We start from the raw sequence: 19,229 nt of genomic DNA, 5'->3' as shown, positions 1-19,229 counted from the left end.
TATCGTCCTCGCCCCCGTCCGGACCGGGCACCGGGCCCGGCTCAGACGTCACCCCGCCCGAACAGCGGCGCCAGCAGCATCTGCGCCGCCCCCTCGGCCACCACACGCTCTCCCCCCGGGGCGACCCGTACCGGCACGCCTCCCCCGCCCGCCCCCTCCCGCCGGGCCCGCGCCCCCAGCACCTCGGCGACGCCCCGCACGTACACCTCGGGCGCCCGGACCACCGTCCGCCCGCCGAGCAGCACCACATCGATGTCCAGCAGCCCCACCAGATTCCCGGCCGCGACCCCCAGCACCCGCGCCGCCTCGGCCACCTCCCCCCGCGCCGCCGCCCCGAGGCACAGCACCTCCACGCACCCCCGGTTCCCGCACTCGCACAGCGGGCCGTCCAGCTGGACGACCTGGTGCCCGAACTCCCCCGCCCCGGTCCGCGCTCCGCGGTGCACGCTCCCGCCGATCACCAGCCCGGCACCGAGTCCGGTACCGAGGTGCAGGTAGGCGAAGGACCCGCCCGGCACCTCCTCCGCGCCCCCGGCCGCCAGCCCCACCGCCGCCGCGTTGGTGTCCTTGTCCACCACCACCGGCACCCCGAGCCGCTCGGCGAGCGCGTCCCGCAGCGGAAACCCGTCCCACTCGGGGAACCCGGTGACCCGGTGCAGCACCCCGTGCGTGTGGTCCAACGGCCCGGGGAGCGCGACCCCCACCCCCACCAGCGACCCGGCCCCGGCGAGCCCCGCACCCCCGGCCGCCCCGCCACGGCCACCACCACCCGGACCGGCAGACCCCCCGAGGCCGGCCGGATCATCGGCAGCTCCCGCACCCCCACCGGCCGCCGACGCCCCATCGCTTTCCGGCGGACCGCCCGCGCCCGGACCCTGCCCTGCCGGTTCCCCGGCCACCAGTCCCTTGACCACCAGTCCCCCGGCCACCTCACGCACCGCCGCGGACACCGCCCCCAGCACGGCCTCCGCGCCCGCTCCCAGATCCAGTTCCGCACGCCGCTCCCCCACGACGGCACCGTCCAGATCCACGAGCACCGCCCGCAGTTCGTCGCGGTCCAGGTGGACCCCGACCGCGTGCCCCGCCTCCGGGACCAGCCGCAGCACCGTCCGCGGCTTGCCCCCGGTCGACGCCCGCCGCCCGGCCTCCGCCGCGAAGCCCTGCTCGCGCAGGCGCGCGGTGATCTTGCTGACGGCCTGCGGGGTCAGCCCGGTGCGCTCGGCCAGTTCCAGCCGGCTGATGCCCTCGGTGCCGGCGTCCCGCAGCAGCCCGAGCACCAGCGCGGCGTTGTGGCTGCGCAGCACGCCCAGATTCGCCCCCGCCGGTCCGCCGCTCCCCGTCGTCGCCCTTGTCCTGTTCACCACCCCATTCTCTCCGCCGCTTGCACTTTCGCAACAGCGTTGCCAAAGTGGGAGGCATGACTGCTACCCCTCTCCGCGTCGGCCTGATCGGCTACGGCCTCGCCGGCTCCGTCTTCCACGCCCCGCTGATCGCCGCCACCGAGGGCCTCGCCCTCGACACGGTGGTCACCTCCAACCCGGAGCGGCAGCAGCAGGCCCGCGCCGAGTTCCCGGACGTGAGGACGGCCGCCACCCCCGAGGAACTCTTCGACCGCGCGGCCGAACTGGACCTGGTCGTCATCGCCTCGCCGAACAAGACGCACGTCCCGCTGGCCACGGCCGCCCTCAAGGCGGGGCTGCCGGTGGTCGTGGACAAGCCGGTCGCCGGCACGGCAGCCGAGGCGCGCGGCCTCGCCGCCCTCGCCGAGGAGCGCGGCCTGCTCCTGTCGGTCTTCCAGAACCGCCGCTGGGACAACGACTTCCTGACCCTCCGCCGGCTCCTCGCGGACGGCGAACTCGGCGACGCCTGGCGCTTCGAGTCCCGCTTCGAGCGCTGGCGCCCGCAGACCAAGGGCGGCTGGCGCGAGTCGGGCGACCCGGCGGAGATCGGAGGTCTGCTCTACGACCTCGGCAGCCATGTCGTGGACCAGGCCCTGGTCCTCTTCGGCCCGGTCACCGAGGTGTACGCGGAGGCGGACATCCGCCGCGCGACCGCCGAGACCGACGACGACACCTTCCTCGCGCTCACCCACGCGAACGGCGTCCGCTCCCACCTCTACGTCTCCGCGACCGCCGCCCAGCTCGGCCCCCGCTTCCGGGTGCTGGGCTCCCGCGCGGGCTACGTCAAGTACGGCCTGGACCCCCAGGAAGCGGCCCTGCGCGAGGGCAGCCGCCCCGGCGCCGTCGCCGACTGGGGCGCGGAGGACGAGTCCCTGTGGGGCCGTATCGGCGCCGGGGAGTCCCCGCTGACCGGCGGTGGCACCCCCGTGCCGACGCTGCCCGGTGACTACCCGGCCTACTACGCGGCCGTCGCCGACGCCCTGCGCGGCGCCGGCCCCAACCCGGTGACCGCCCTGGAGGCGGCTGCCGCGCTCGACGTACTGGAAGCGGCCCGCAGGTCCGCCCGCGAGAAGGTGACGGTGACCCTCTGATGCCCCGGACCACCCCTGGCAGCAGCACCACCCCCGAGCCGGCCCCGTCCGTCGAGGAGCTGGAGGCACAGCAACAGCGCCTGGTCTTCCGCCGGTTCACCCATGACGACGCCTGGGCCCTCGGCTCCCTCCTGGTCGAGTCGGCCCGGGAGCGGCAGGCGCCGGTCGCCATCGACATCCACCGTGCCGGCCAGCAGCTCTTCCACGCCGCCCTGCCGGGCTCCACCCCGGACAACGACGCCTGGATCGCCCGCAAGCGCCGGGTGGTGGAGCGCTACGGCGCCGCCTCCTACCTGGTCGGTGCCCGCTTCCGGGCCAAGGGCACGACGTTCGAGGAGTCCTCCCGTCTCGACCCGGACACCTACGCGGCCCACGGCGGCTCCTTCCCGATCACCGTCGAGGGCGTCGGTGTGATCGGCACGGTGACCGTCTCCGGTCTGCCCCAGCTCCGCGACCACGAGTTGGTGGTGGAGGCACTGGAGGCGTTCCTCGGCCGTTCGGCCGGCTGAGGGAACGGCGGGAACAGCCCGGGGGTCCCTCCGGTTGGCAACGGCGGAAGACGTGATGATCACGGCACAGCCCACCACCGGAGGGACCACACCCGATGACCACCTCACTGAAGGAGACCGTCGGCCGGTACGGCATCTGGAGCGTCGAGCTGCGCTCGGAGGACCCGGACCGGCGCGGCGAACTGGACGAGGCCGCGGCCGAGCTGGAGGACCTCGGGTACGGCGCCCTCTGGCTGGGCGGCAACAGCACCGCGGACCACGCGGCCACGCTCATCGGGGCGACGCGCCGCATCGCGGTCGGTACCAGCATCCAGAGCGTCTGGCAGCAGGACGCCGAGACCACGGCGGCCGGCTACACCGAGCTGGAGGCGGCCCACCCCGGCCGGTTCGTGCTGGGTCTCGGCGTGAGCCACGGCCCGCTGGTCAAGGACTACCGGCGCCCGTACGCGGCGATGACCGCGTACCTCGACGAGCTGGACAGGGCGGGCGTGCCCGCCGACCGCCGTGTGCTCGCCGCGCTGGGCCCCAGGATGCTGGGCCTGTCCCGTGACCGCGCGGCCGGCGCCATCCCCTACCTGGTCACGCCCGAGCACACCGCCCGGGCCCGCGAGATCCTGGGCGAACGGCCGCTGCTGGCCCCGGAGTCCAAGGTGGTGCTGGAGTCCGACCCGGCCCGTGCCCGGCAGACGGCCCGCGCCTACCTGTCCCGCTACCTTGAACTGCCCAACTACACCGGCAACTTCCTCCGCCTGGGCTTCACCGAGGACGACATCGCCGACGGCGGCAGCGACCGTCTCGTCGACGCGGTCTTCGCCTGGGGCGACGAGAGCCGGATCCGTGAACGCGTCACGGCCTTCCACGAGGCGGGCGCGGACCACGTGGCCCTGCAGGTGGTGACGGCGAACCCGGGCGGCGCCCTCCCGAGGGAGGAATGGCGCGCCCTGGCTTCTCTGCTGGGGTGAGCGCCCCGGCCGCGGGGCCGCGGGCCGCGTTCACCGCGCGGCCCCGCCGCCGTGGGAGCGACCGGCCACGAACGACCCGCGGCCGGCGCCCGACAGCCGACGACCGGCCCGTGGCCGGCCCCCGGTCTCGCGGTGCTCTCCGGCGCGGCGGTCAGGCGTCCTTGAGTTCCTGCCGCTGCCGCCCGAGCCCCTCGATCTCCAGCTCGACGACGTCCCCGGCCCTGAGATACGGCTTGGGCTCGGGCTGCCCCATCGCCACCCCCGCCGGCGTCCCCGTGTTGATGACGTCCCCGGGGTACAGCGTCATGAACCGGCTGAGGTAGCGCACGACCTCCCCCACGGGGAAGATCTGCTCGGCCGTCGTACCGTCCTGCTTCAGCTGCCCGTTCACCCAGAGCCTGAGCGCGAGGTTCTGCGGGTCGGCCACCTCGTCGGCCGTCACCAGCCACGGCCCCAGCGGGTTGAACGTCTCGCAGTTCTTGCCCTTGTCCCAGGTGCCGCCCCGCTCGATCTGGAACTCCCGCTCGGAGACGTCGTGCGCGACCGCGTACCCGGCGACGTGCGCGAGTGCCTCCTCGGCCGAGTCCAGGTAGCGGGCCGTACGGCCGATGACGACCGCGAGTTCGACCTCCCAGTCGGTCTTCACCGAGTCGCGCGGCACCAGCACCGTGTCGTCCGGCCCGACGACCGTGTCCGGCGCCTTGAGGAAGACGACGGGCTCGGCGGGCGGCTCGGCACCCGTCTCGCGGGCGTGGTCGTGGTAGTTGAGCCCGATGCACACGACTTTGCCGATACGGCCGACCGGGGGGCCGACGCGCAGTCCGGCCGGGTCCAGCGCGGGCAGCTCACCGGCCTCGGCCGCCGCCCGCACCCGGCCGAGCGCGGTGCCGTCGGCGAGGAGCGTGCCGTCGATGTCGTCCACGAGGCCCGACAGGTCCCGAAGGGTCCCCCCGGCGTCGAGCAGTGCGGGGCGCTCCGCCCCCGCCGTACCGACTCGCAGCAGCTTCATGGTCACAATCTCCCTCGATCGCGGGCGCCCCGCCGACGGGTGCAGCCGTCGGAGGACTGGCTGATCCTCCAATCAGCGTGTCCACTCCGCAAGACCCTGTTCAGGTACTGGACCGTAACCAGTGGCCGCTCAGCGGTACGGCGCGCCCTGCTCAGCGGTACAGCAGGGCCTGTTCCGCCGCGCCCCAGGCCGTGCTGGTGACGATGTAGAGGGCGGCGGCCAGCGGGACGACCGCCACGGTGACGAGGGTGAAGAAGGACAGGAACGGGGTGACCCGGGTGACCGCGGCGAGCCCGGGCACCTGGTCACCGGCGGCGAGCGGGGCGGGGCGGCCGGTGGCCGTCCGCCGGGCGCGCCGGTAGTTGACGGTGGCGACGGCCGCGGTGAGGACGAAGAGACCGAGGTAGACCAGTCCGGCGGGGCCGGCCGTCCCGCCGTCGGCGAGCGCGTCGGCCCAGCGTCCGCCGAGCGGTGCCGCGAACAGCCGGTGGCCGAGCAGGCCGTTGCTCCGGCCGCCGATCGTGGTGCTGGAGAAGAGGTGGTAGAGGAGGAAGAAGGCGGGCAGCTGGAGCAGGCTGGGCAGGCAGCCGGCGAGCGGCGAGACCTTTTCCTCGGTGTGCAGTTCCAGCACGGCCTGCTGGAGCCGCTGGGGGTTCTCGCGGTGCTTCTCGCGCAGTTCGGCGATTCTCGGCTGGAGTGCGGCCTGGGCGCGCCTGCCACGGGCGGCGGCCCGGGACAGCGGGTGGACGAGGAGCCGTACGAGGGCGGTGAACAGGACGATCGCGGCGGCTGCCGCGGAGGCGTGGAAGAGCGGGGTCAGCAGGTCGGCCAAGTGCTCGACCAGGCGGGCGAAAACGGACATGGGTGAGCCCTCCGGGGGGTCTCGTCGTGCCGGAAGTGACCGGAAGCGACCGGTCTGGACGGAAATCGGCATGACGACCCGCGCGGGGTCACGAGCTGACGTGTGTGAGGACGTGCCCTACGCGGCGATCGCCGCAGGGGTGTGTCCGGGTGCTCTGGGCCGCCGCCGGCCGGGCGCGTCGGGATCGCGCTGGGGCAGGAAGGCCGTACGCCGGGCCCGGTCGCGTATCGCCGTGCGCACGCGGGTCGGGGGTACGGCGGGCACGCTGCGCGCGGCCAGCAGGGCGCAGACGGCGAGCGCGGCGGCGGCGGACGCGGTCGCCGCGAGGGCGACGGCGGCGGTGAGGCCGCCGGAGCCGAGGACGGCGGCCTGGACCAGCAGCAGCTGCGCCAGGAGCATCAGGAGGGCGAGGGGGACGAGGGGGGCGAGAGGAGCGGGCGAACGCGTGACGCCACGGCTGCGCATCGGCACTCCCCCCTGTCTCTTCGTCTGCTGTCCGCGTGCTCAGTGTGCCAGGTGCACCGGATCGGTCTCCAGGGGCTCCAGCAGCCGTTTGGGCCGCAGCAGCGCCCTGCTGACCGGATCCGCGGGCGCGGAGTCCAGCCCCGGGCCCGGCACCATGACAACGTCCGCGACCGGCACGAGAGTTCCGCAGGCGGCACACGTTCCGGAAGCCTCGACGTTCCCGCCGCAGTCCGCGTGCCGGAAGGAGCGCAGCCGGTTGCCGCCGACGTGCTCGCGCCCCCACTGGCCGAGGGCGCGCAGCGCGGGCCACAGGGCGGTACCGCGCTCGGTCACGACGTACTCGTCCCGGGGCGGCGTCTCCTGGTAGCGGCGCTTTTCGAGGATCCCCTCCTCGGTGAGCGTGCGGAGCCGGGCCGACAGGACGGCGCGCGGGATGCCGAGGTGGGCCAGGAAGTCGTTGTAGCGCCGGACGCCGTAGATCGCGTCGCGGACGACGAGCAGCGTCCACCGCTCGCCGACGACCTCCAGCGCGCGGGCGATGGAGCACTCCTGCGTCATGTAGTCCTTGCCCAGTGCCATGCCCTCCACTGTAACCACTGGCCGCAAATCGGTTCAGTGAACGAACCCATGGTGCTACGGTGGCGGTGACAGGTAGGTTCAATGACCGAACCGAAGCCGCTGGCTCCGCCGGACAGACCGGGGCCCCGCAAGGAACAGGGAAGGCCATGACCCGGCTCGACACCGCCCCCACCCCCGTCGCCGCAGGCGGCACCACGGCCCGGGACGCCCCCGCACGCCCCCGCGCCACCCTGGCCCTGACCAGCGCGGCCACCACCGTGGCCCTGATGACGTACACCGCCCCGATGGTCACGCTGCCGGACACCGCGAGCGCCCTGCACACCCCGCTCTCCGCCCAGGCCTGGCTGCTCAACGGCACCCCCCTCGGCCTCGCCGCCCTCCTGCTCGTGGCCGGCAGCCTCGCCGACGACTACGGCCGCCGCCGGATCTTCCTCGCCGGCACCCTGGCCCTCGGCCTCACCACCGCCCTCGGCGCGTTCACCACGTCGACCTGGCAGTTCACCCTGGCCCGCATCGCCCAGGGCGCGGCCTCCGCGGCCCTGCTGGCCAGCGCCCTCGGCCTGATCGTGCACGCCTTCCCCAGCCCGCGCGGCCGGCTGCACGCCACCGGCGTGTGGGGCGCCTTCGTCAGCGGCGGCATCGCCGTGGGCCCGCTGCTCGCGAGCGCACTGCCGAACTGGCGGGTGGGCTACGGCGTCCTGGGCGCCGCCGCCCTCGTCGTGACCGCACTGGGCACCCGGGCGCTGACCGAGTCACGCGCCCCGCGCGGCGGCCGGCCGGACGTGTTCGGCGCGCTCACCTTCGGCCTGGCCCTGGTGGCCCTGGTCGCGGCCCTCACCCTGGGCCGGGACGGCTGGCTGCGCGCCCCGGTCGGCCTGCTGCTCGCCGCGGCCGTCGTCCTCTTCGCCGGGTTCGTCGCGGTGGAACACCGGACCGGCACCCCGATGATCGACCTCGGGCTGCTGCGCAACCCCCGCTTCCTGGCCTCCTCTGCGGGAGGACTGTTCACCGGCCTGGCCGTCATCGGCATGTTCAGCTTCCTGCCCGCGCTGCTCCAGCAGACCCTCCACCTCTCCCCGCCGACCACGGCCTGGCTGTTCCTGCTCTGGTCCGGCCTGAGCTTCGCCGTCGCCCTCCAGGTCAAGCACCTGGCCGGCCGTGTCGCACCGCGCACCCAGCTCGCCCTCGGCTTCGCCCTGCACGCGATCGCCGTCGTGACCATGCTCGGCGCCATCGGCTCCGGCTCCTGGGCACGGCTGCTGCCCGGCCTGATCGTCGGCGGCATCGGCAGCGGTCTGCTGAACGGCGCGCTGCCGCTGCTCGCGGTCGAGTCCGTACCCCGCGAGCGCACCGCGATGGGCTCCGGCGCCCAGCAGACCTTCCGCTACATCGGCTCCTGCGCGGGTGTGGCCCTGACCATCGCCATCGCCACGTCGGCCGGCGACATGGCCAGGGGCGCCAACCTCGCCCTGCTGGTCTCGGCGGGGCTGGCGGCCGTGGGCGCGGCGGGGGTGCTGGCGCTGCGCGGCCGGGAGGAGTAGAGCCCGGGGCGGCGGGCGGTCGGTGAGGGGAGTCCGGCTCACCTCGGCCGCATGGACACCAGCCTGGCCCACACCACCAGCCGGTACCGGGAGGTGAACTCGGGCGTGCAGGTGGTGAGGGTGAGGTAGTAACCCGGCTCGTCGTACCCGTACCCGGGCCGGACGAGCGAGCGCGGAACCGGCCGGACGACGCCCGCGTCCGTCGCCGACGTCCGCGGCAGCACCCGGTCGACGTCGTACGTGTACGTCGCCGACCGCGTCTCCACCTCGACGGCGTCCCCCCGCCGCAGCCGGGGCAGGTACCGGAAAGGCTCGCCGTGCGTGTTCCGGTGCCCGGCGAGCGCGAAGTTCCCGGCCTGGCCCGGCTGCTGGGTGCCGCGGTAGTGGCCGACGTACCCCTTGTCGAGCACGTCCGCCTTGCTCACCCCCTCGGCGACGGGGACGCGCAGGCCGAGCCGGGGAATGGTGAGGACGGCGTACGCCTGGGACCGCCGGGGCAGGGCCGCCGGCCCGTACGGGCGCGGTGCCGCGGGTGCCGCGCCCGGATCCCCCGCTCCCGGACCGAAGGCCGTACCGGACCCACCGGAACCAGCGGACCCGGCCGGCTCACCGGACCCAGCGGCCCCACCCGACCTGTCGGCCCCACCGGAGGAGCCGGCGGATCCGCCGTCGGCGGTCGCCGTACCGCTCCCCCACTCCCGCTCCAGCGCCGCCACCTTCCGCTCGGCCCCGCGCCGGGCCTCCCGGTTGGTCCACCACAACTGGTGCACGACCAGCAGCAGGAGGACCAGCCCCGCCGTCACGAGCACCTCGCCCCCGCCCCACAGCACCTGCCTGCGCCGGGCACGCCGCCGCCGGTCCCGGTGCCGTACGACCCGCACACCCGCCACAGCCCGCATCCGCAGCCACCTCCAGCCGGAGCCGCCCGCACGATAGGCGCGGCGCCCTCAAGTGGCCAGAGCCCGCGGGGAACCGGGTTCAGCCCAGCGGCAGCGCGTCCTGGTAGCCGTTCGCCGGCCGGGCGACCTTCGTGACGGTACGGGCGTCCAGCGCGACCGCCGCCGAACTGGTGCCCAGCGTGCCGCCCGGGTGCCAGGTCCCGGTGACCGTCACCCACGTGTTCGCGGCCAGGGCGGGACCGCCATGGATCCGCACCTTCACGGACTGGGCGTCGGCCGCACAGCAGTTGAGGATGATCCGGGTCAGCTCCCAGCCCCCGCTCCCGCCCCCGGTGCCGGGCGTGACGAACCCGGTCATCCGCACGACGCGCCCCTCGATGGCCCGCCCCCGGTCCTCCTGCACCCGGCTCGTGAAGTCGGACAGGGTCATGGGCAGGGGCGAGGTACGCGGCAGCGGGTCGAAGTCGTCCGTGTGCGTGACCGCTTTGGGCGGCTGCCGGGCGGCGGTGTAGGCGCCGAGGGCGGGCGGGGCGTAGAAGAGCAGGCTGAGGGCGGGAAGGAGCAGCAGCCAGGCGACGCGGGGGACGGCGGAGTGGTCGTGCCCGTGACCACCGTGCCCGTGGCCGTCCTCCGGGTCACTGTCGAGGCCGTCCTCCCGGTCTGCGCCGAGGCCGTCCTCCTGGCCCCCGTCTTCCCGGTCTCCGCCGGGGCCGTCACCCCGGTCTCCGCCGGGGCCGTCACCCCGGCCCCCGTCGTGGACGTCTTCCCGATCTCCGCCAAGGCCGTCCTCCCGGTCCCCGCCGGGGCCGTCACCCCGGCCCCTGTCGTGGACGGCTTCCCGGTCTCCGCCGGGGCCGTCATCCCGGCCCCTGTCGTGGACGTCTTCCCGGCCCCTGTCGAGGACGGCGCTCGCCAGTCCCAGCAGGACCAGGACGGCGCCGGAGGCGATGAGCAGGGGGCGCATGCCCTCCTTGACGTACCGCAGGCACAGGTCGGTGAGGAGGGAGACGTGCAGCAGCCCGAGCCCGCAGGCGACGAGCAGCCCCGCCTGAAGTGACCGTCTCACAGCAGCCCCCCGCCGATCAGCGCGCTGCACGCGACGGCGACGACGACCGTGGCGGCGGAGAACCGGACCGCGAAGGGCCGCCCGAAGGTCCCCGCCTGCAGGGCGATGAGCTTCAGATCGACCATGGGCCCCACCACCATGAAGGCCAGCCGCGCGACGGGCGGGAACCCGGTCAGTGAGGCGGCCAGGAAGGCATCGGCCTCGGAACACACCGCGAGCAGCACGGCGAGCCCGGCGAGGAAGAGCACGGACAGCCAGGGCGCCGCCGCGAAGGTGTCCAGCACGGAACGCGGTACGGCCACGTTGAAGGTGGCCGCGGCCATGGCGCCGAGGACGAGGAACCCGCCGGCGTGCAGGAAGTCGTGCTGGAACCCCGTGCGGAACTCGTCCCACCGACTGCGCCCCGGCCGATGACCGGTGTGCCGTACGACGGGCCGCAGCCACTCGGTCCGCCCGAAGCGCAGCCACAGCCAGCCCATGACCACGGCGGTGGCGAGGGAGGCGAGCAGCCGGGCGAGCACCATGGCGGGGTTCCCGGGGAACGCGATCGCGGTGGCGGTGAGCACGACGGGATTGATGGCGGGCGCGGACAGCAGGAACGCGAAGGCGGCGGCCGGCGGCACCCCCCGGCCGATCAGACTGCTCGCGACCGGCACGGAGGCGCACTCGCAGCCGGGCAGCACGACACCGGCGACCCCGGCGACGGGAACGGCGAGGACGGGCCGCCGCGGCAGCACCCGCCGGAAGACCCCCTCCGGCACGAAGGCGTTGATCGCGCCGGACAGAGCGGTGCCGAGCAGCAGGAAGGGCAGTGCCTGCACGGTGACGGCCAGACACACGGTCCGCCACGCCTGCACGGCCGGGGCGTCGCCCCACCGGCCGAGCAGGAAGAGGAGGGAACCGGGCACGACGGCGGCGCCCACCAGCAAGACCGGCCAGAACCGGGGCGGCTCGACCTCCCCGCCGCCGGCCGCGCCGACGTCCCGCCGGCCATCCTCGCCCCGGACCTCTACCAGCACACCCGTCTTCTGCATGCCTCCCCCACCTACATCTGCCCGACCCCATGGCTTCGCGCCCTATGGTGGCCGACCCTACGGCCGCCGTACACAAGGGTCCGCCCCGGGCACCCCTCCGCCCCCTGCCCACCTCACTTTTGTCACCGCCCGGCAGTACGGTGTCCCCCATGCGCCCCGACACGCCTGCCGAGAACGTCGACCACACCGCCGAAGCGGCACGCCTGGAGCGAACCGCCGGCCTGTACCCCGAGGACACCGAGACCCTCCTGCTCCGGGCCGCGGCCCACCTGGAACTGTCCGGCGACCGCCCCGCGGCGACCACGCTCTACGACCGCCTGCTGAGTTCCGCGGGCCGCCTGGACAACCCCCATCTGGTACGGGCCCTGAAGGCGTCCAACCTCTGGGAGTACGGCCACGAGGCCGAGGCGAGGGCGATCATCGAGGGCATCCGCACGACAGCCCCCCGGGACCCGGCCCCCTGGGTGATCGTGGCCGAGGCCCTCGAATCCCACGACGAACTGGAGGCGGCGGCGGACACCTTCACGCAGGCGGCGAGCCTGCTCCTGCCGGACTCCGCGGAGCCGTCCCCCGCCACCCACCCCGTCCTCTACGGCCGCCACCGCGTCCGCCGCATGCTGGGCCTCCCGCACGACGACTGGGACACCCTCGCCGACACCCTCCACACGTCCCCGGTCAGCCTGGACGAGCTCCACGACCCGAAGCGCGTGTGGTCCCTCGGCTCCGACAACCCGGCGGAACTGGAAGCGGAGATCTCCCGCCTCCGAGCGGAACTCGGCGCCTACCGGGAGGCCCTCTCCCGCCCGTTCCCGGTGGCGGTCCTGCACTGGCCGGCCCCGGAACTGGCGGAACTGCTGTCCACGTACCCGACCCTGTCCACGGAGTACCCGTCCCACGAGGCCCACCTGTCGACCATAGAGGCCTCGCTGCGCGAGCTGTCCTCGTCGGGCACGGGGAACCTGGGCATCGTCACGGGCACGGTCCCCTCCTACGAGGCCTTCGCGGCCTCGGAGGGCACGTCCCCGCACGACGCCACGCTGCTCCCGCAGTACGCGACGACGCTGGCGTCCCGGGGGCGGGCCGTGGCTTGGCCGCCGGAGCGGGGGGCGGAGTGCTGGTGCGGCTCGACTCAGGTCTACGACGCCTGCCACGGCTCCTGACAACAGGCCAGTGGTGCCCCGGGATCCGGGTGGCGTCTGCATCGTTTTCCGCACACGACCTTCACCTGTCAGTGGCTGCTGTTAGAACTGATCCATGTCGGCGCGCAAGATCGCGCACGAGCACGGAGTGATCAGGGGGAGCATCCGTGGCAGAACCGCTGGGTCTGTCCGAGCCGATCGCGGGCGTCTACGAGAAGCTGATCACGCGAGACGTACGTGACGAGTTGGAGCGGTTTGAGGCTGCGGGTTGGACAGCCGTAGACGCCGAAGTCAGCACGGAGTCAGCGCCTCATGTCATGGCTCGACATATCGGTGAAGCTGTGGGCCGAAGGTTGGCCCAACTCCCCGCCGCGGACCGGGTGAAGGTCGCGAACCGGATCCTCGAAGCACTGGCCACTGCAAGTACACCTGAATCGGACAACGTCGACCCGGTCAACACCATCGTTGAGGGCCCACGCCAGCTTCTGGCCCTCGCGAAGCAGGAAGCTCCAGGTGTCTATGCCTTGCGCCCCCTGACTCCTCTGTCCGAGACGTCACTCATCACCAACTCCCCGGAGGACCTCAGTCTCGGCGCCGAGCTCAGGGCGGAGCTAGCCACGGCAGACCGCATCGACCTCCTGTGCGCGTTCGTGAAGTGGTACGGCATCCGCGTCCTCGAAGACTCACTGCGCGCCGCGCGGGAGAGAGGCGTGCCGATCCGTGTCATCACGACCACCTACATCGGCGCCACGGACCGCCATGCGCTCGACCGCTTGGTGCGGGACTTCGGTGCGACCGTCAAGGTGAACTACGAGACCCGTTCCACTCGCCTACATGCCAAAGCGTGGCTGTTCCGACGCGAAACGGGATTCGACACCGCTTACGTCGGCAGCTCCAACCTGTCGAAGGCGGCACTCCTCGACGGCCTGGAGTGGAACGTACGTCTGTCGTCCGTCGCGACGCCTGCCGTACTGAACAAGTTCGAGGCGACCTTCGACGCCTACTGGAACGACATTGCCTTCGAGACGTACGACCCTGACCTCCACAGCGCGCGCCTCGACGAAGCACTGGCAGTGGCGAGTGGCAACTCCTCCAGCACGGATCTGCAGATCAGCCTCTCCGGCCTGGAGGTGCGCCCCTATCCCCACCAGCGGGACATGCTGGAGCGGCTCACCGTCGAACGAGGGCTCCGCGGGCGACACCGTAACCTCCTCGTCGCGGCGACCGGAACCGGGAAGACGGTGATGGCCGCGCTGGACTATCGAAGCCTGTGCGGCACATCGGAAGGCAGCCGACCAAGGTTGCTCTTCGTCGCCCACCGCAAGGAGATCCTCAGGCAGTCTCTGCGCACCTACCGAGAGGTGCTGGACGATGCGTCGTTCGGCGAGCTTCTCCACGCAGGGCAGGATCCACGCGAGTGGAACCATGTCTTCGCCAGCGTGCAGTCACTCAATGTTCAGCGCCTTGAACAACTGGCCGCCGATCACTTCGACGTCATCGTCATCGACGAGTTCCACCACGCGACGGCTGCCACCTATCGACGGGTCATCGACCACTTCACGCCGACGGAGCTGCTGGGCCTGACGGCCACCCCGGAGCGGATGGACGGCCTCAACGTCCAGGACGAGTTCTTCGGCGGCCGTATCGCCGCTGAGCTGCGGCTCTGGGAAGCCCTGGAGAACGATCTGCTCTGCCCCTTCCACTATTTCGGCATCTCGGACGGAACGGACCTGACGAACCTCGCTTGGCAGAAGGGTTCGTACGCGGACCAGGAACTGGACAACCTCTACACCGGCAACCATGCGCGCGCCCGGATCGTGGTGAAGCAGATCCGGGACAAGGTCTCCCGTCCAGGTGCCATGCGGGCGCTGGGCTTCTGCGTGACCAAGGCACACGCCCACTTCATGGCGGACTTCTTCCGACAGGTCGGCTTCAAGGCAGTGGCTCTCGACAGTGACTCGCCTTCCGATGTGCGCTCCCAAGCACTGTCCGACCTTCGGGACAAGAAGATCCAAGTGATCTTTTCCGTCGACCTGTTCAACGAGGGACTCGACCTCCCTGACGTCGACACTCTGCTCCTTCTCCGCCCGACCAGCAGCGCCACGGTCTTCCTGCAGCAGTTGGGCCGCGGGCTGAGGCGGACCGAGACGAAGCCCGTCCTCACCGTCCTCGATTTCATCGGACAGCACCGAGCGGAGTTCCGCTTCGAGGAGCAGTTCCGGGCCATGACCAACCTGTCGCGGAACCGACTCCTCGACCACATCGAGCACGACTTCCCCCAGTTGCCGTCGGGCTGCCAGATCATCCTGGAGGGCAAGTCGAAAGAGCTCGTCATCAACAACATCCGGGCGCAGCTAGGTGCCACAGTGAAAACGCTGGTGAAGGAGGTGAGGACCTACGACACACCGCGCCTCGCCGACTACCTTCGGGAGAGCCGCCGGCAGATCAAGGAGTTGTACAAGAGCGACAACTCCTGGACCACGGTCCTGCGCCGCGCCGGCCTCGTCGACGAACCCGCCCCCCAGGGGGAAGCTGCGCTCCTCAAGCGGGTCCACGCCTTCCTGCACGTGGACGACCCGGAGCGTGCGGACACCTACCTCCGCCTCCTCCAGGACGATGTCGCGCCGTACGAGGAATTGAGCCCCGCGGACCAGTCCTACGCCCGCATGCTGTTCTTCAATCTTTGGGACAACGCGGGTGGCTTCACCAGCTTCCAGGAGGGTCTGGACTCGCTGCGTGCCCAGGGGGCGCTCCGGGACGAGCTACGGCAGGTGATCTCGCATGTCATCGAGGAGGCAGATCATTTCCCCATCCCGCTGGCCGGCCACCTCAGCCAGGTCCCACTGAAGGTTCACAGCGCCTACAACCGCTCCGAGATCCTCGCCGCCCTCGGTGTAGCGCGCTTCGGTGGCCAGATGCCCCGCTCCTTCGCGCAGGGCGTGCAGTGGGTCGACAGACTCCAAACGGACGCTCTACTCGTCACCTTGGACAAGAACGAGAAGGACTTCTCGCCCACCATCCGGTACAGGGACTATGCGTTGAGTCCTACCCTTTTCCACTGGGAGTCCCAGAACACGATAGCGGCCGACTCCCCCACCGGCCTGCGTTACCGGTACCACGGGGATCGCGGCAGCCACGTCCTGCTGTTCATGCGACGCTACAAAAGCACCGACATAGGCAAGTCGCAGCCGTGGATGCTCCTCGGGCCGGCCACCTACGAGCATCACACCGGCAGCAAGCCGATGGCCATCACATGGCGCCTCGAGCACGAGCTGCCGGCCGACGTATGGACCTATGCAGCCATCAACGCAGGGTAGTTGAGGAGTTCAGGCCGTCACGCCCAATGAGAGCCGTTCGGCCATACCTTGAGGGCATATTCCGCCAACCGGGCTTGACGTGCCTTGATGCCATCGACCCGCCACGCCCAGTTCTGACCATCCCACAGCTCCTGGATGTTCGTACGTGACGAGATCAGAAGCGCAGACCCGGTGTAGACGTCAGCTTTTTCCGGGAAAGACAAGTTGGCTTGCGCCTGATTCTTCTTACCAGCAAGGAGAGTCAGATTACCCAGCCTACTCACCCAGTCGTCGTGGTCCTCGAGCTTCAACTCCTTTTCGGGCTTCTGCGGGTAGATATTCTCGACATGGACTTTCCCATCCCCGAGAACCACTTCTTCTCTTATGTCGTTCTCGATGCGCAGATACTGTTCTATCTGGGCCAGAAGGTAGCGAGCCTGCGACTGCTTGGGAATGGATGCCTCCAGGAAGTCGGACTTGAACGTCTCATCATCCGGGATCCAACCCAGAACCTTGTGCAGGACTCCATCCAGATTGGCCCCTCTGGCGAGCTCCTTCGCCGCACTGAAGACGTTCTCCTCCAACAGGGTCGACTCGCGCCTACCTACCACCGTCCACCGCACATAATAGCTAATCGACGCCTCAACCAGAGGCTGCAACTGAGAGTACTGCTGCCTACCGGACGCCGAGAGCAGTAGCGGATACAGAGCGTCTGCACTCATCGCTCTGATCTCATTCAGCGCCGCATCAAATTCAGCGACCCCGGTGCTTCCATTGATGAGTTCCGCATACCTGCCGGCAGCGCCTTCGAGTTCGGCGGAGAAGGCACCCACACCATACACCTGTGGACGCTTGTCAAAGTGACTACTCAGATCCCTACGGATAGTCGTGTACAGACTGTGCGACTTGACATCACCGTGCTTAGAGACCCAGAAGTGACGAAGAAACTTCTCGATCTCTTCACGGCGGTCGAAGCCATCCAAAAGAGATCGCCACGCATCGTTCACACGGTGTTTTTCATGCTCACTCGTACTCTTCTCCATCAAGAAATTCCGAACCAGATCGACGGTGGACAGATCCTTCCCGCGAGAATTAATCGTCTCGAAAACCTCGTTCGCATCACTAGATGAGGGGGTCTGAATCTCGACAAACACCAGACCGTTGATAAGGCATTCTCGCAGGGAATCGAGATAATCCAGACGCGCCTCATCGTCAGGAAAGCCTTGCAGGCGGCCCATGATCTTGGAGCGAAAGTTGTTGTACGCGTCGAGTATCAGTCGATGGGAAGGTCGCCCCGGCTTCTCGATCTTCGGGCACTCGCCCAGCGTTTCATTCCAGTCCTGAATGTGATCGCGAAAGAAGTCCCTGTCAAAAAGAGACAGGACAAGGAAGTACTCCATCGGCTCCTTGCGTCCGGATTTCCGCGCAATATAGTCCCGCTGAACGTTGTTAGCGCTCGAGATCCCCTCTGGTGACTTCATGCTCCACAGGGTGTCCCTTACGGCGGCTATCAGAATCGTTGAGGTGGTGAGACGCTGCTGGCCATCGAGCAGCGACCGTCCCTGTTTGGAGTCGGCGGTGATGGTCACCACCGGGCCAATAAAGTACTCCGCCGACGACTCCCGACCACTCTCACGGGACTCCTTGAACTTTTCGATGTCACCCCAGAAGACATCGACCTCCTTCTTCGTCCACGCATACTGCCGTTGACTGTCATCGGGGACGGTGACAGTGGGATTGTTGGCACCAATCAGTTGGCCGAGCGTTTGGCGCTGCGCCTGCTTGATGATTGCCATCTGTGGACCTCCAGTTGTCTAGGGCAGGCTGAGCGTACCGCCCATGCCGTATCCACGTGACAGAAACGGTCAGACGTACCGGCCGACACAGGTGCTGTTTGGTGACACATCGGGTGCCCGCACCGCGCTGGGGCGGTGCGGGCTGCTACATTCAGGGGTCAAGCACCTGGGGTGGGTGCCGGCGACAGGCAGGGGGACATGAGCTTTTCCAACGAGAACACAGCGGCCCATAACTTGCACACGCTCATAGCGAGTGTCCGTAATTCAACGGAAAGCACAATCGCCGGATCCTGGTCCGCCGTCCTCGGGGCGGAGTGGGGAACACTTGAGTTCACTCGCCGGCACACCGAGGTTGTGTCGTTGCTGCAACTGACTATGCAGCAATTGGTGGCGCTGCCTGAGCGGCAGCGGGCCCGGTGTGAGCGCCATGTGAGCGCATGGTGGGCTGCCGTAATACAACCCATCACCAACTGGATGGATGAGACCAGGCCGGCCCGCTCAATCATCGACGATGACAAACTGGACCATCTTGAATCCACGGCTGACCTGATTTCCGGTCATCTCGTCGGATCGAACGCCGCGCCACGTAGCACGGACCTGGACCAGATGCGGGCCACCTGTGATGAATGGATTGACCTGCTCACTGCCATGGGTGACGATGAGATCAATGGGCCCGTGAGAGATCAGTTGATTTCACAACTGCGTCATGTCATATGGCTGGTCGAGAATTCCGGCATCTTTGGTGGAGCCCGGGTCGCCGAAGAAGCGAGCACCATGATAGGCGCGCTCGCTCAGGCCTCCGCCTCAGTGGTCAACATGCGTGAAGAGAGCGCGAGCCGCTGGAAGAAAGCGTTCCTCGCGTTGGTGACTGCCTGCATCGTATTCAACCAAGCGTCACCCATTTTTCAGGAATCCATCACGGCGGGCGAGCAGATCGTGAAGGAGATTACTTCTGCGATCAGTGATAGCCGCTGACGTGCAAGCGCTCACTGAGGGCTGAGGGCTGAGGAAACGGGAGCACCGCTTCGCTGACCTCGCAGGAAGAGGCGGTGGGCGCCGCCCTGAGTGGGCGGCTCCCGGAGTCCGCCTGTTCGCTATGCCGCCGTGGCGAGTTCCGCCCGTCCGAACAGCAGGGCGTAGCCCTGGGGGAGTTGGGTCAGGACGTTGGTGGTCAGGGTTTCGCCCAGGTGGGTCGACAGGACGCTCAGGACCGAGCTGACGTGCCAGCGGGCCGTCGCCGGGGTCGAGCCCTCGATGCGGGCGGCGACCGAGTCGACGAACTCACGGGCCGTCAGTGGGTGGGGCGCGGGGATCTGGGACGCGATCAGCCGGCCCGCCTCGCGGGGCAGCGCCTGCGCCATGGCCACGCGTTCGTCGCCGGTGACATGGCCGCCCAGGGCCGTCAGGACGGTGCGCGTGATGCGTTCCGCCTCCGCCCGTGTCGGGTACTGGCCCGCTTCGCGCACCGCCTCTGTCAGCTCCAGCCAGCCGGCGTCCTCGGCCGCGTCCGGGGTGCGGGGGCGCACTGACGGGGCCGGGGCGGGGATGGTGGTTCTCGGCTGCGGGGTCGTCACGGTCATC

At 70.2% G+C, this 19,229-nt stretch carries 17 protein-coding genes; 7 read left to right on the top strand and 10 right to left on the bottom strand.

Annotated elements, in window-relative coordinates; translation table 11 throughout:
• Window positions 1-41 precede the first annotated feature (41 nt).
• A complete protein-coding gene (locus AB0B40_RS25695; protein WP_362265778.1) occupies window positions 42-1,361 on the bottom strand; it encodes an ROK family transcriptional regulator in 1,320 nt (439 codons plus the stop codon).
• A gap of 56 nt (window positions 1,362-1,417) precedes the next feature.
• Between AB0B40_RS25695 and AB0B40_RS25690 the strand changes: the two genes are divergently transcribed.
• The 3 genes from AB0B40_RS25690 to AB0B40_RS25680 all read left to right on the top strand — a co-directional run bounded on the left by AB0B40_RS25690 (window position 1,418) and on the right by AB0B40_RS25680 (window position 3,962).
• Complete coding sequence (locus AB0B40_RS25690) at window positions 1,418-2,491, top strand: Gfo/Idh/MocA family oxidoreductase (RefSeq protein WP_345047466.1); 1,074 nt, start codon at window positions 1,418-1,420, stop codon at window positions 2,489-2,491.
• Window positions 2,491-3,000: a heme-degrading domain-containing protein gene (locus AB0B40_RS25685; protein ID WP_345047465.1), complete on the top strand. Its 510-nt coding sequence runs from the start codon at window positions 2,491-2,493 to the stop codon at window positions 2,998-3,000. Before AB0B40_RS25690 ends, AB0B40_RS25685 begins: the two co-directional genes overlap by 1 nt.
• A gap of 95 nt (window positions 3,001-3,095) precedes the next feature.
• Window positions 3,096-3,962, top strand: coding sequence for an LLM class F420-dependent oxidoreductase (locus AB0B40_RS25680; RefSeq protein ID WP_362265775.1), 867 nt, complete (start codon window positions 3,096-3,098; stop codon window positions 3,960-3,962).
• 151 nt (window positions 3,963-4,113) lie between these two features.
• Here the strand turns inward: AB0B40_RS25680 and AB0B40_RS25675 are convergent, their stop codons facing one another.
• From AB0B40_RS25675 to AB0B40_RS25660, 4 genes are all read right to left on the bottom strand, one after another.
• Complete coding sequence (locus tag AB0B40_RS25675; RefSeq protein ID WP_345047463.1) at window positions 4,114-4,971, bottom strand: fumarylacetoacetate hydrolase family protein; 858 nt, start codon at window positions 4,969-4,971, stop codon at window positions 4,114-4,116.
• Window positions 4,972-5,122: 151 nt separating this feature from the next.
• Window positions 5,123-5,833: a membrane protein insertase YidC gene (gene yidC, locus AB0B40_RS25670; protein WP_345047461.1), complete on the bottom strand. Its 711-nt coding sequence runs from the start codon at window positions 5,831-5,833 to the stop codon at window positions 5,123-5,125.
• Between the two features lie 117 nt (window positions 5,834-5,950).
• Complete coding sequence (locus AB0B40_RS25665) at window positions 5,951-6,298, bottom strand: DUF6412 domain-containing protein (RefSeq protein ID WP_362265773.1); 348 nt, start codon at window positions 6,296-6,298, stop codon at window positions 5,951-5,953.
• A gap of 39 nt (window positions 6,299-6,337) precedes the next feature.
• Complete coding sequence (locus tag AB0B40_RS25660) at window positions 6,338-6,877, bottom strand: helix-turn-helix domain-containing protein (protein WP_362265771.1); 540 nt, start codon at window positions 6,875-6,877, stop codon at window positions 6,338-6,340.
• Window positions 6,878-7,023: 146 nt separating this feature from the next.
• Between AB0B40_RS25660 and AB0B40_RS25655 the strand changes: the two genes are divergently transcribed.
• Complete coding sequence (locus AB0B40_RS25655; RefSeq protein WP_362265768.1) at window positions 7,024-8,418, top strand: MFS transporter; 1,395 nt, start codon at window positions 7,024-7,026, stop codon at window positions 8,416-8,418.
• Between the two features lie 38 nt (window positions 8,419-8,456).
• On the opposite strand, the gene AB0B40_RS25650 is transcribed toward AB0B40_RS25655, so the two are convergent.
• The 3 genes from AB0B40_RS25650 to AB0B40_RS25640 all read right to left on the bottom strand — a co-directional run bounded on the left by AB0B40_RS25650 (window position 8,457) and on the right by AB0B40_RS25640 (window position 11,417).
• On the bottom strand, window positions 8,457-9,317 hold the full coding sequence (locus AB0B40_RS25650; RefSeq protein ID WP_362265766.1) for a class E sortase: 861 nt from the start codon (window positions 9,315-9,317) through the stop codon (window positions 8,457-8,459).
• Between the two features lie 79 nt (window positions 9,318-9,396).
• A complete protein-coding gene (locus AB0B40_RS25645) occupies window positions 9,397-10,383 on the bottom strand; it encodes a TIGR03943 family protein (protein ID WP_362265763.1) in 987 nt (328 codons plus the stop codon).
• The gene (locus AB0B40_RS25640) at window positions 10,380-11,417 is read right to left on the bottom strand and encodes a permease (protein ID WP_345047453.1); all 1,038 of its coding nucleotides are present in this window, start codon (window positions 11,415-11,417) and stop codon (window positions 10,380-10,382) included. Before AB0B40_RS25640 ends, AB0B40_RS25645 begins: the two co-directional genes overlap by 4 nt.
• Window positions 11,418-11,566: 149 nt before the next feature.
• Here AB0B40_RS25640 and AB0B40_RS25635 point away from each other — a divergent pair, with 149 nt between their 5' ends.
• Together AB0B40_RS25635 and AB0B40_RS25630 are read left to right on the top strand one after the other, a co-directional pair.
• Window positions 11,567-12,577, top strand: a complete 1,011-nt coding sequence (locus AB0B40_RS25635) for a hypothetical protein (protein WP_345047452.1) — start codon at window positions 11,567-11,569, stop codon at window positions 12,575-12,577.
• 146 nt (window positions 12,578-12,723) lie between these two features.
• Complete coding sequence (locus AB0B40_RS25630; RefSeq protein ID WP_362265761.1) at window positions 12,724-15,873, top strand: DUF3427 domain-containing protein; 3,150 nt, start codon at window positions 12,724-12,726, stop codon at window positions 15,871-15,873.
• A gap of 17 nt (window positions 15,874-15,890) precedes the next feature.
• Here the strand turns inward: AB0B40_RS25630 and AB0B40_RS25625 are convergent, their stop codons facing one another.
• On the bottom strand, window positions 15,891-17,648 hold the full coding sequence (locus AB0B40_RS25625; RefSeq protein ID WP_362265759.1) for a DUF262 domain-containing protein: 1,758 nt from the start codon (window positions 17,646-17,648) through the stop codon (window positions 15,891-15,893).
• 198 nt (window positions 17,649-17,846) lie between these two features.
• On the opposite strand from AB0B40_RS25625, the gene AB0B40_RS25620 reads away from it, so the two are divergent.
• Window positions 17,847-18,623, top strand: coding sequence for a hypothetical protein (locus AB0B40_RS25620; RefSeq protein WP_362265757.1), 777 nt, complete (start codon window positions 17,847-17,849; stop codon window positions 18,621-18,623).
• Window positions 18,624-18,742: 119 nt separating this feature from the next.
• Here AB0B40_RS25620 and AB0B40_RS25615 read toward each other — a convergent pair whose 3' ends face one another.
• Window positions 18,743-19,228 carry a DUF2267 domain-containing protein gene (locus AB0B40_RS25615; RefSeq protein ID WP_362265755.1) on the bottom strand — a complete coding sequence of 162 codons (486 nt, stop codon included), beginning with the start codon at window positions 19,226-19,228 and terminating at the stop codon, window positions 18,743-18,745.
• Window position 19,229 lies beyond the last annotated feature (1 nt).

The sequence above is a fragment of the Streptomyces sp. NPDC042638 genome, assembly GCF_040647235.1.
GTDB classification, from domain to species: Bacteria; Actinomycetota; Actinomycetes; order Streptomycetales; family Streptomycetaceae; genus Streptomyces; species Streptomyces rameus.
Note: the sequence above shows the minus strand (reverse complement) of the source record. Positions and strands in the feature narration are given on the sequence as shown.

What these genes read in the sequence shown, in the direction of transcription:
- AB0B40_RS25690 (WP_345047466.1), top strand. Translation starts at nt 1,418, where the DNA reads ATGACTGCTACCCCTCTCCGCGTCGGCCTGATCGGCTACGGCCTCGCC.
- AB0B40_RS25685 (WP_345047465.1), top strand. Translation starts at nt 2,491, where the DNA reads ATGCCCCGGACCACCCCTGGCAGCAGCACCACCCCCGAGCCGGCCCCG.
- AB0B40_RS25680 (WP_362265775.1), top strand. Translation starts at nt 3,096, where the DNA reads ATGACCACCTCACTGAAGGAGACCGTCGGCCGGTACGGCATCTGGAGC.
- AB0B40_RS25675 (WP_345047463.1), bottom strand. Translation starts at nt 4,971, where the DNA reads ATGAAGCTGCTGCGAGTCGGTACGGCGGGGGCGGAGCGCCCCGCACTG.
- yidC (WP_345047461.1), bottom strand. Translation starts at nt 5,833, where the DNA reads ATGTCCGTTTTCGCCCGCCTGGTCGAGCACTTGGCCGACCTGCTGACC.
- AB0B40_RS25665 (WP_362265773.1), bottom strand. Translation starts at nt 6,298, where the DNA reads ATGCGCAGCCGTGGCGTCACGCGTTCGCCCGCTCCTCTCGCCCCCCTC.
- AB0B40_RS25660 (WP_362265771.1), bottom strand. Translation starts at nt 6,877, where the DNA reads ATGGCACTGGGCAAGGACTACATGACGCAGGAGTGCTCCATCGCCCGC.
- AB0B40_RS25655 (WP_362265768.1), top strand. Translation starts at nt 7,024, where the DNA reads ATGACCCGGCTCGACACCGCCCCCACCCCCGTCGCCGCAGGCGGCACC.
- AB0B40_RS25650 (WP_362265766.1), bottom strand. Translation starts at nt 9,317, where the DNA reads ATGCGGGCTGTGGCGGGTGTGCGGGTCGTACGGCACCGGGACCGGCGG.
- AB0B40_RS25640 (WP_345047453.1), bottom strand. Translation starts at nt 11,417, where the DNA reads ATGCAGAAGACGGGTGTGCTGGTAGAGGTCCGGGGCGAGGATGGCCGG.
- AB0B40_RS25635 (WP_345047452.1), top strand. Translation starts at nt 11,567, where the DNA reads ATGCGCCCCGACACGCCTGCCGAGAACGTCGACCACACCGCCGAAGCG.
- AB0B40_RS25625 (WP_362265759.1), bottom strand. Translation starts at nt 17,648, where the DNA reads ATGGCAATCATCAAGCAGGCGCAGCGCCAAACGCTCGGCCAACTGATT.
- AB0B40_RS25620 (WP_362265757.1), top strand. Translation starts at nt 17,847, where the DNA reads ATGAGCTTTTCCAACGAGAACACAGCGGCCCATAACTTGCACACGCTC.
- AB0B40_RS25615 (WP_362265755.1), bottom strand. Translation starts at nt 19,228, where the DNA reads ATGACCGTGACGACCCCGCAGCCGAGAACCACCATCCCCGCCCCGGCC.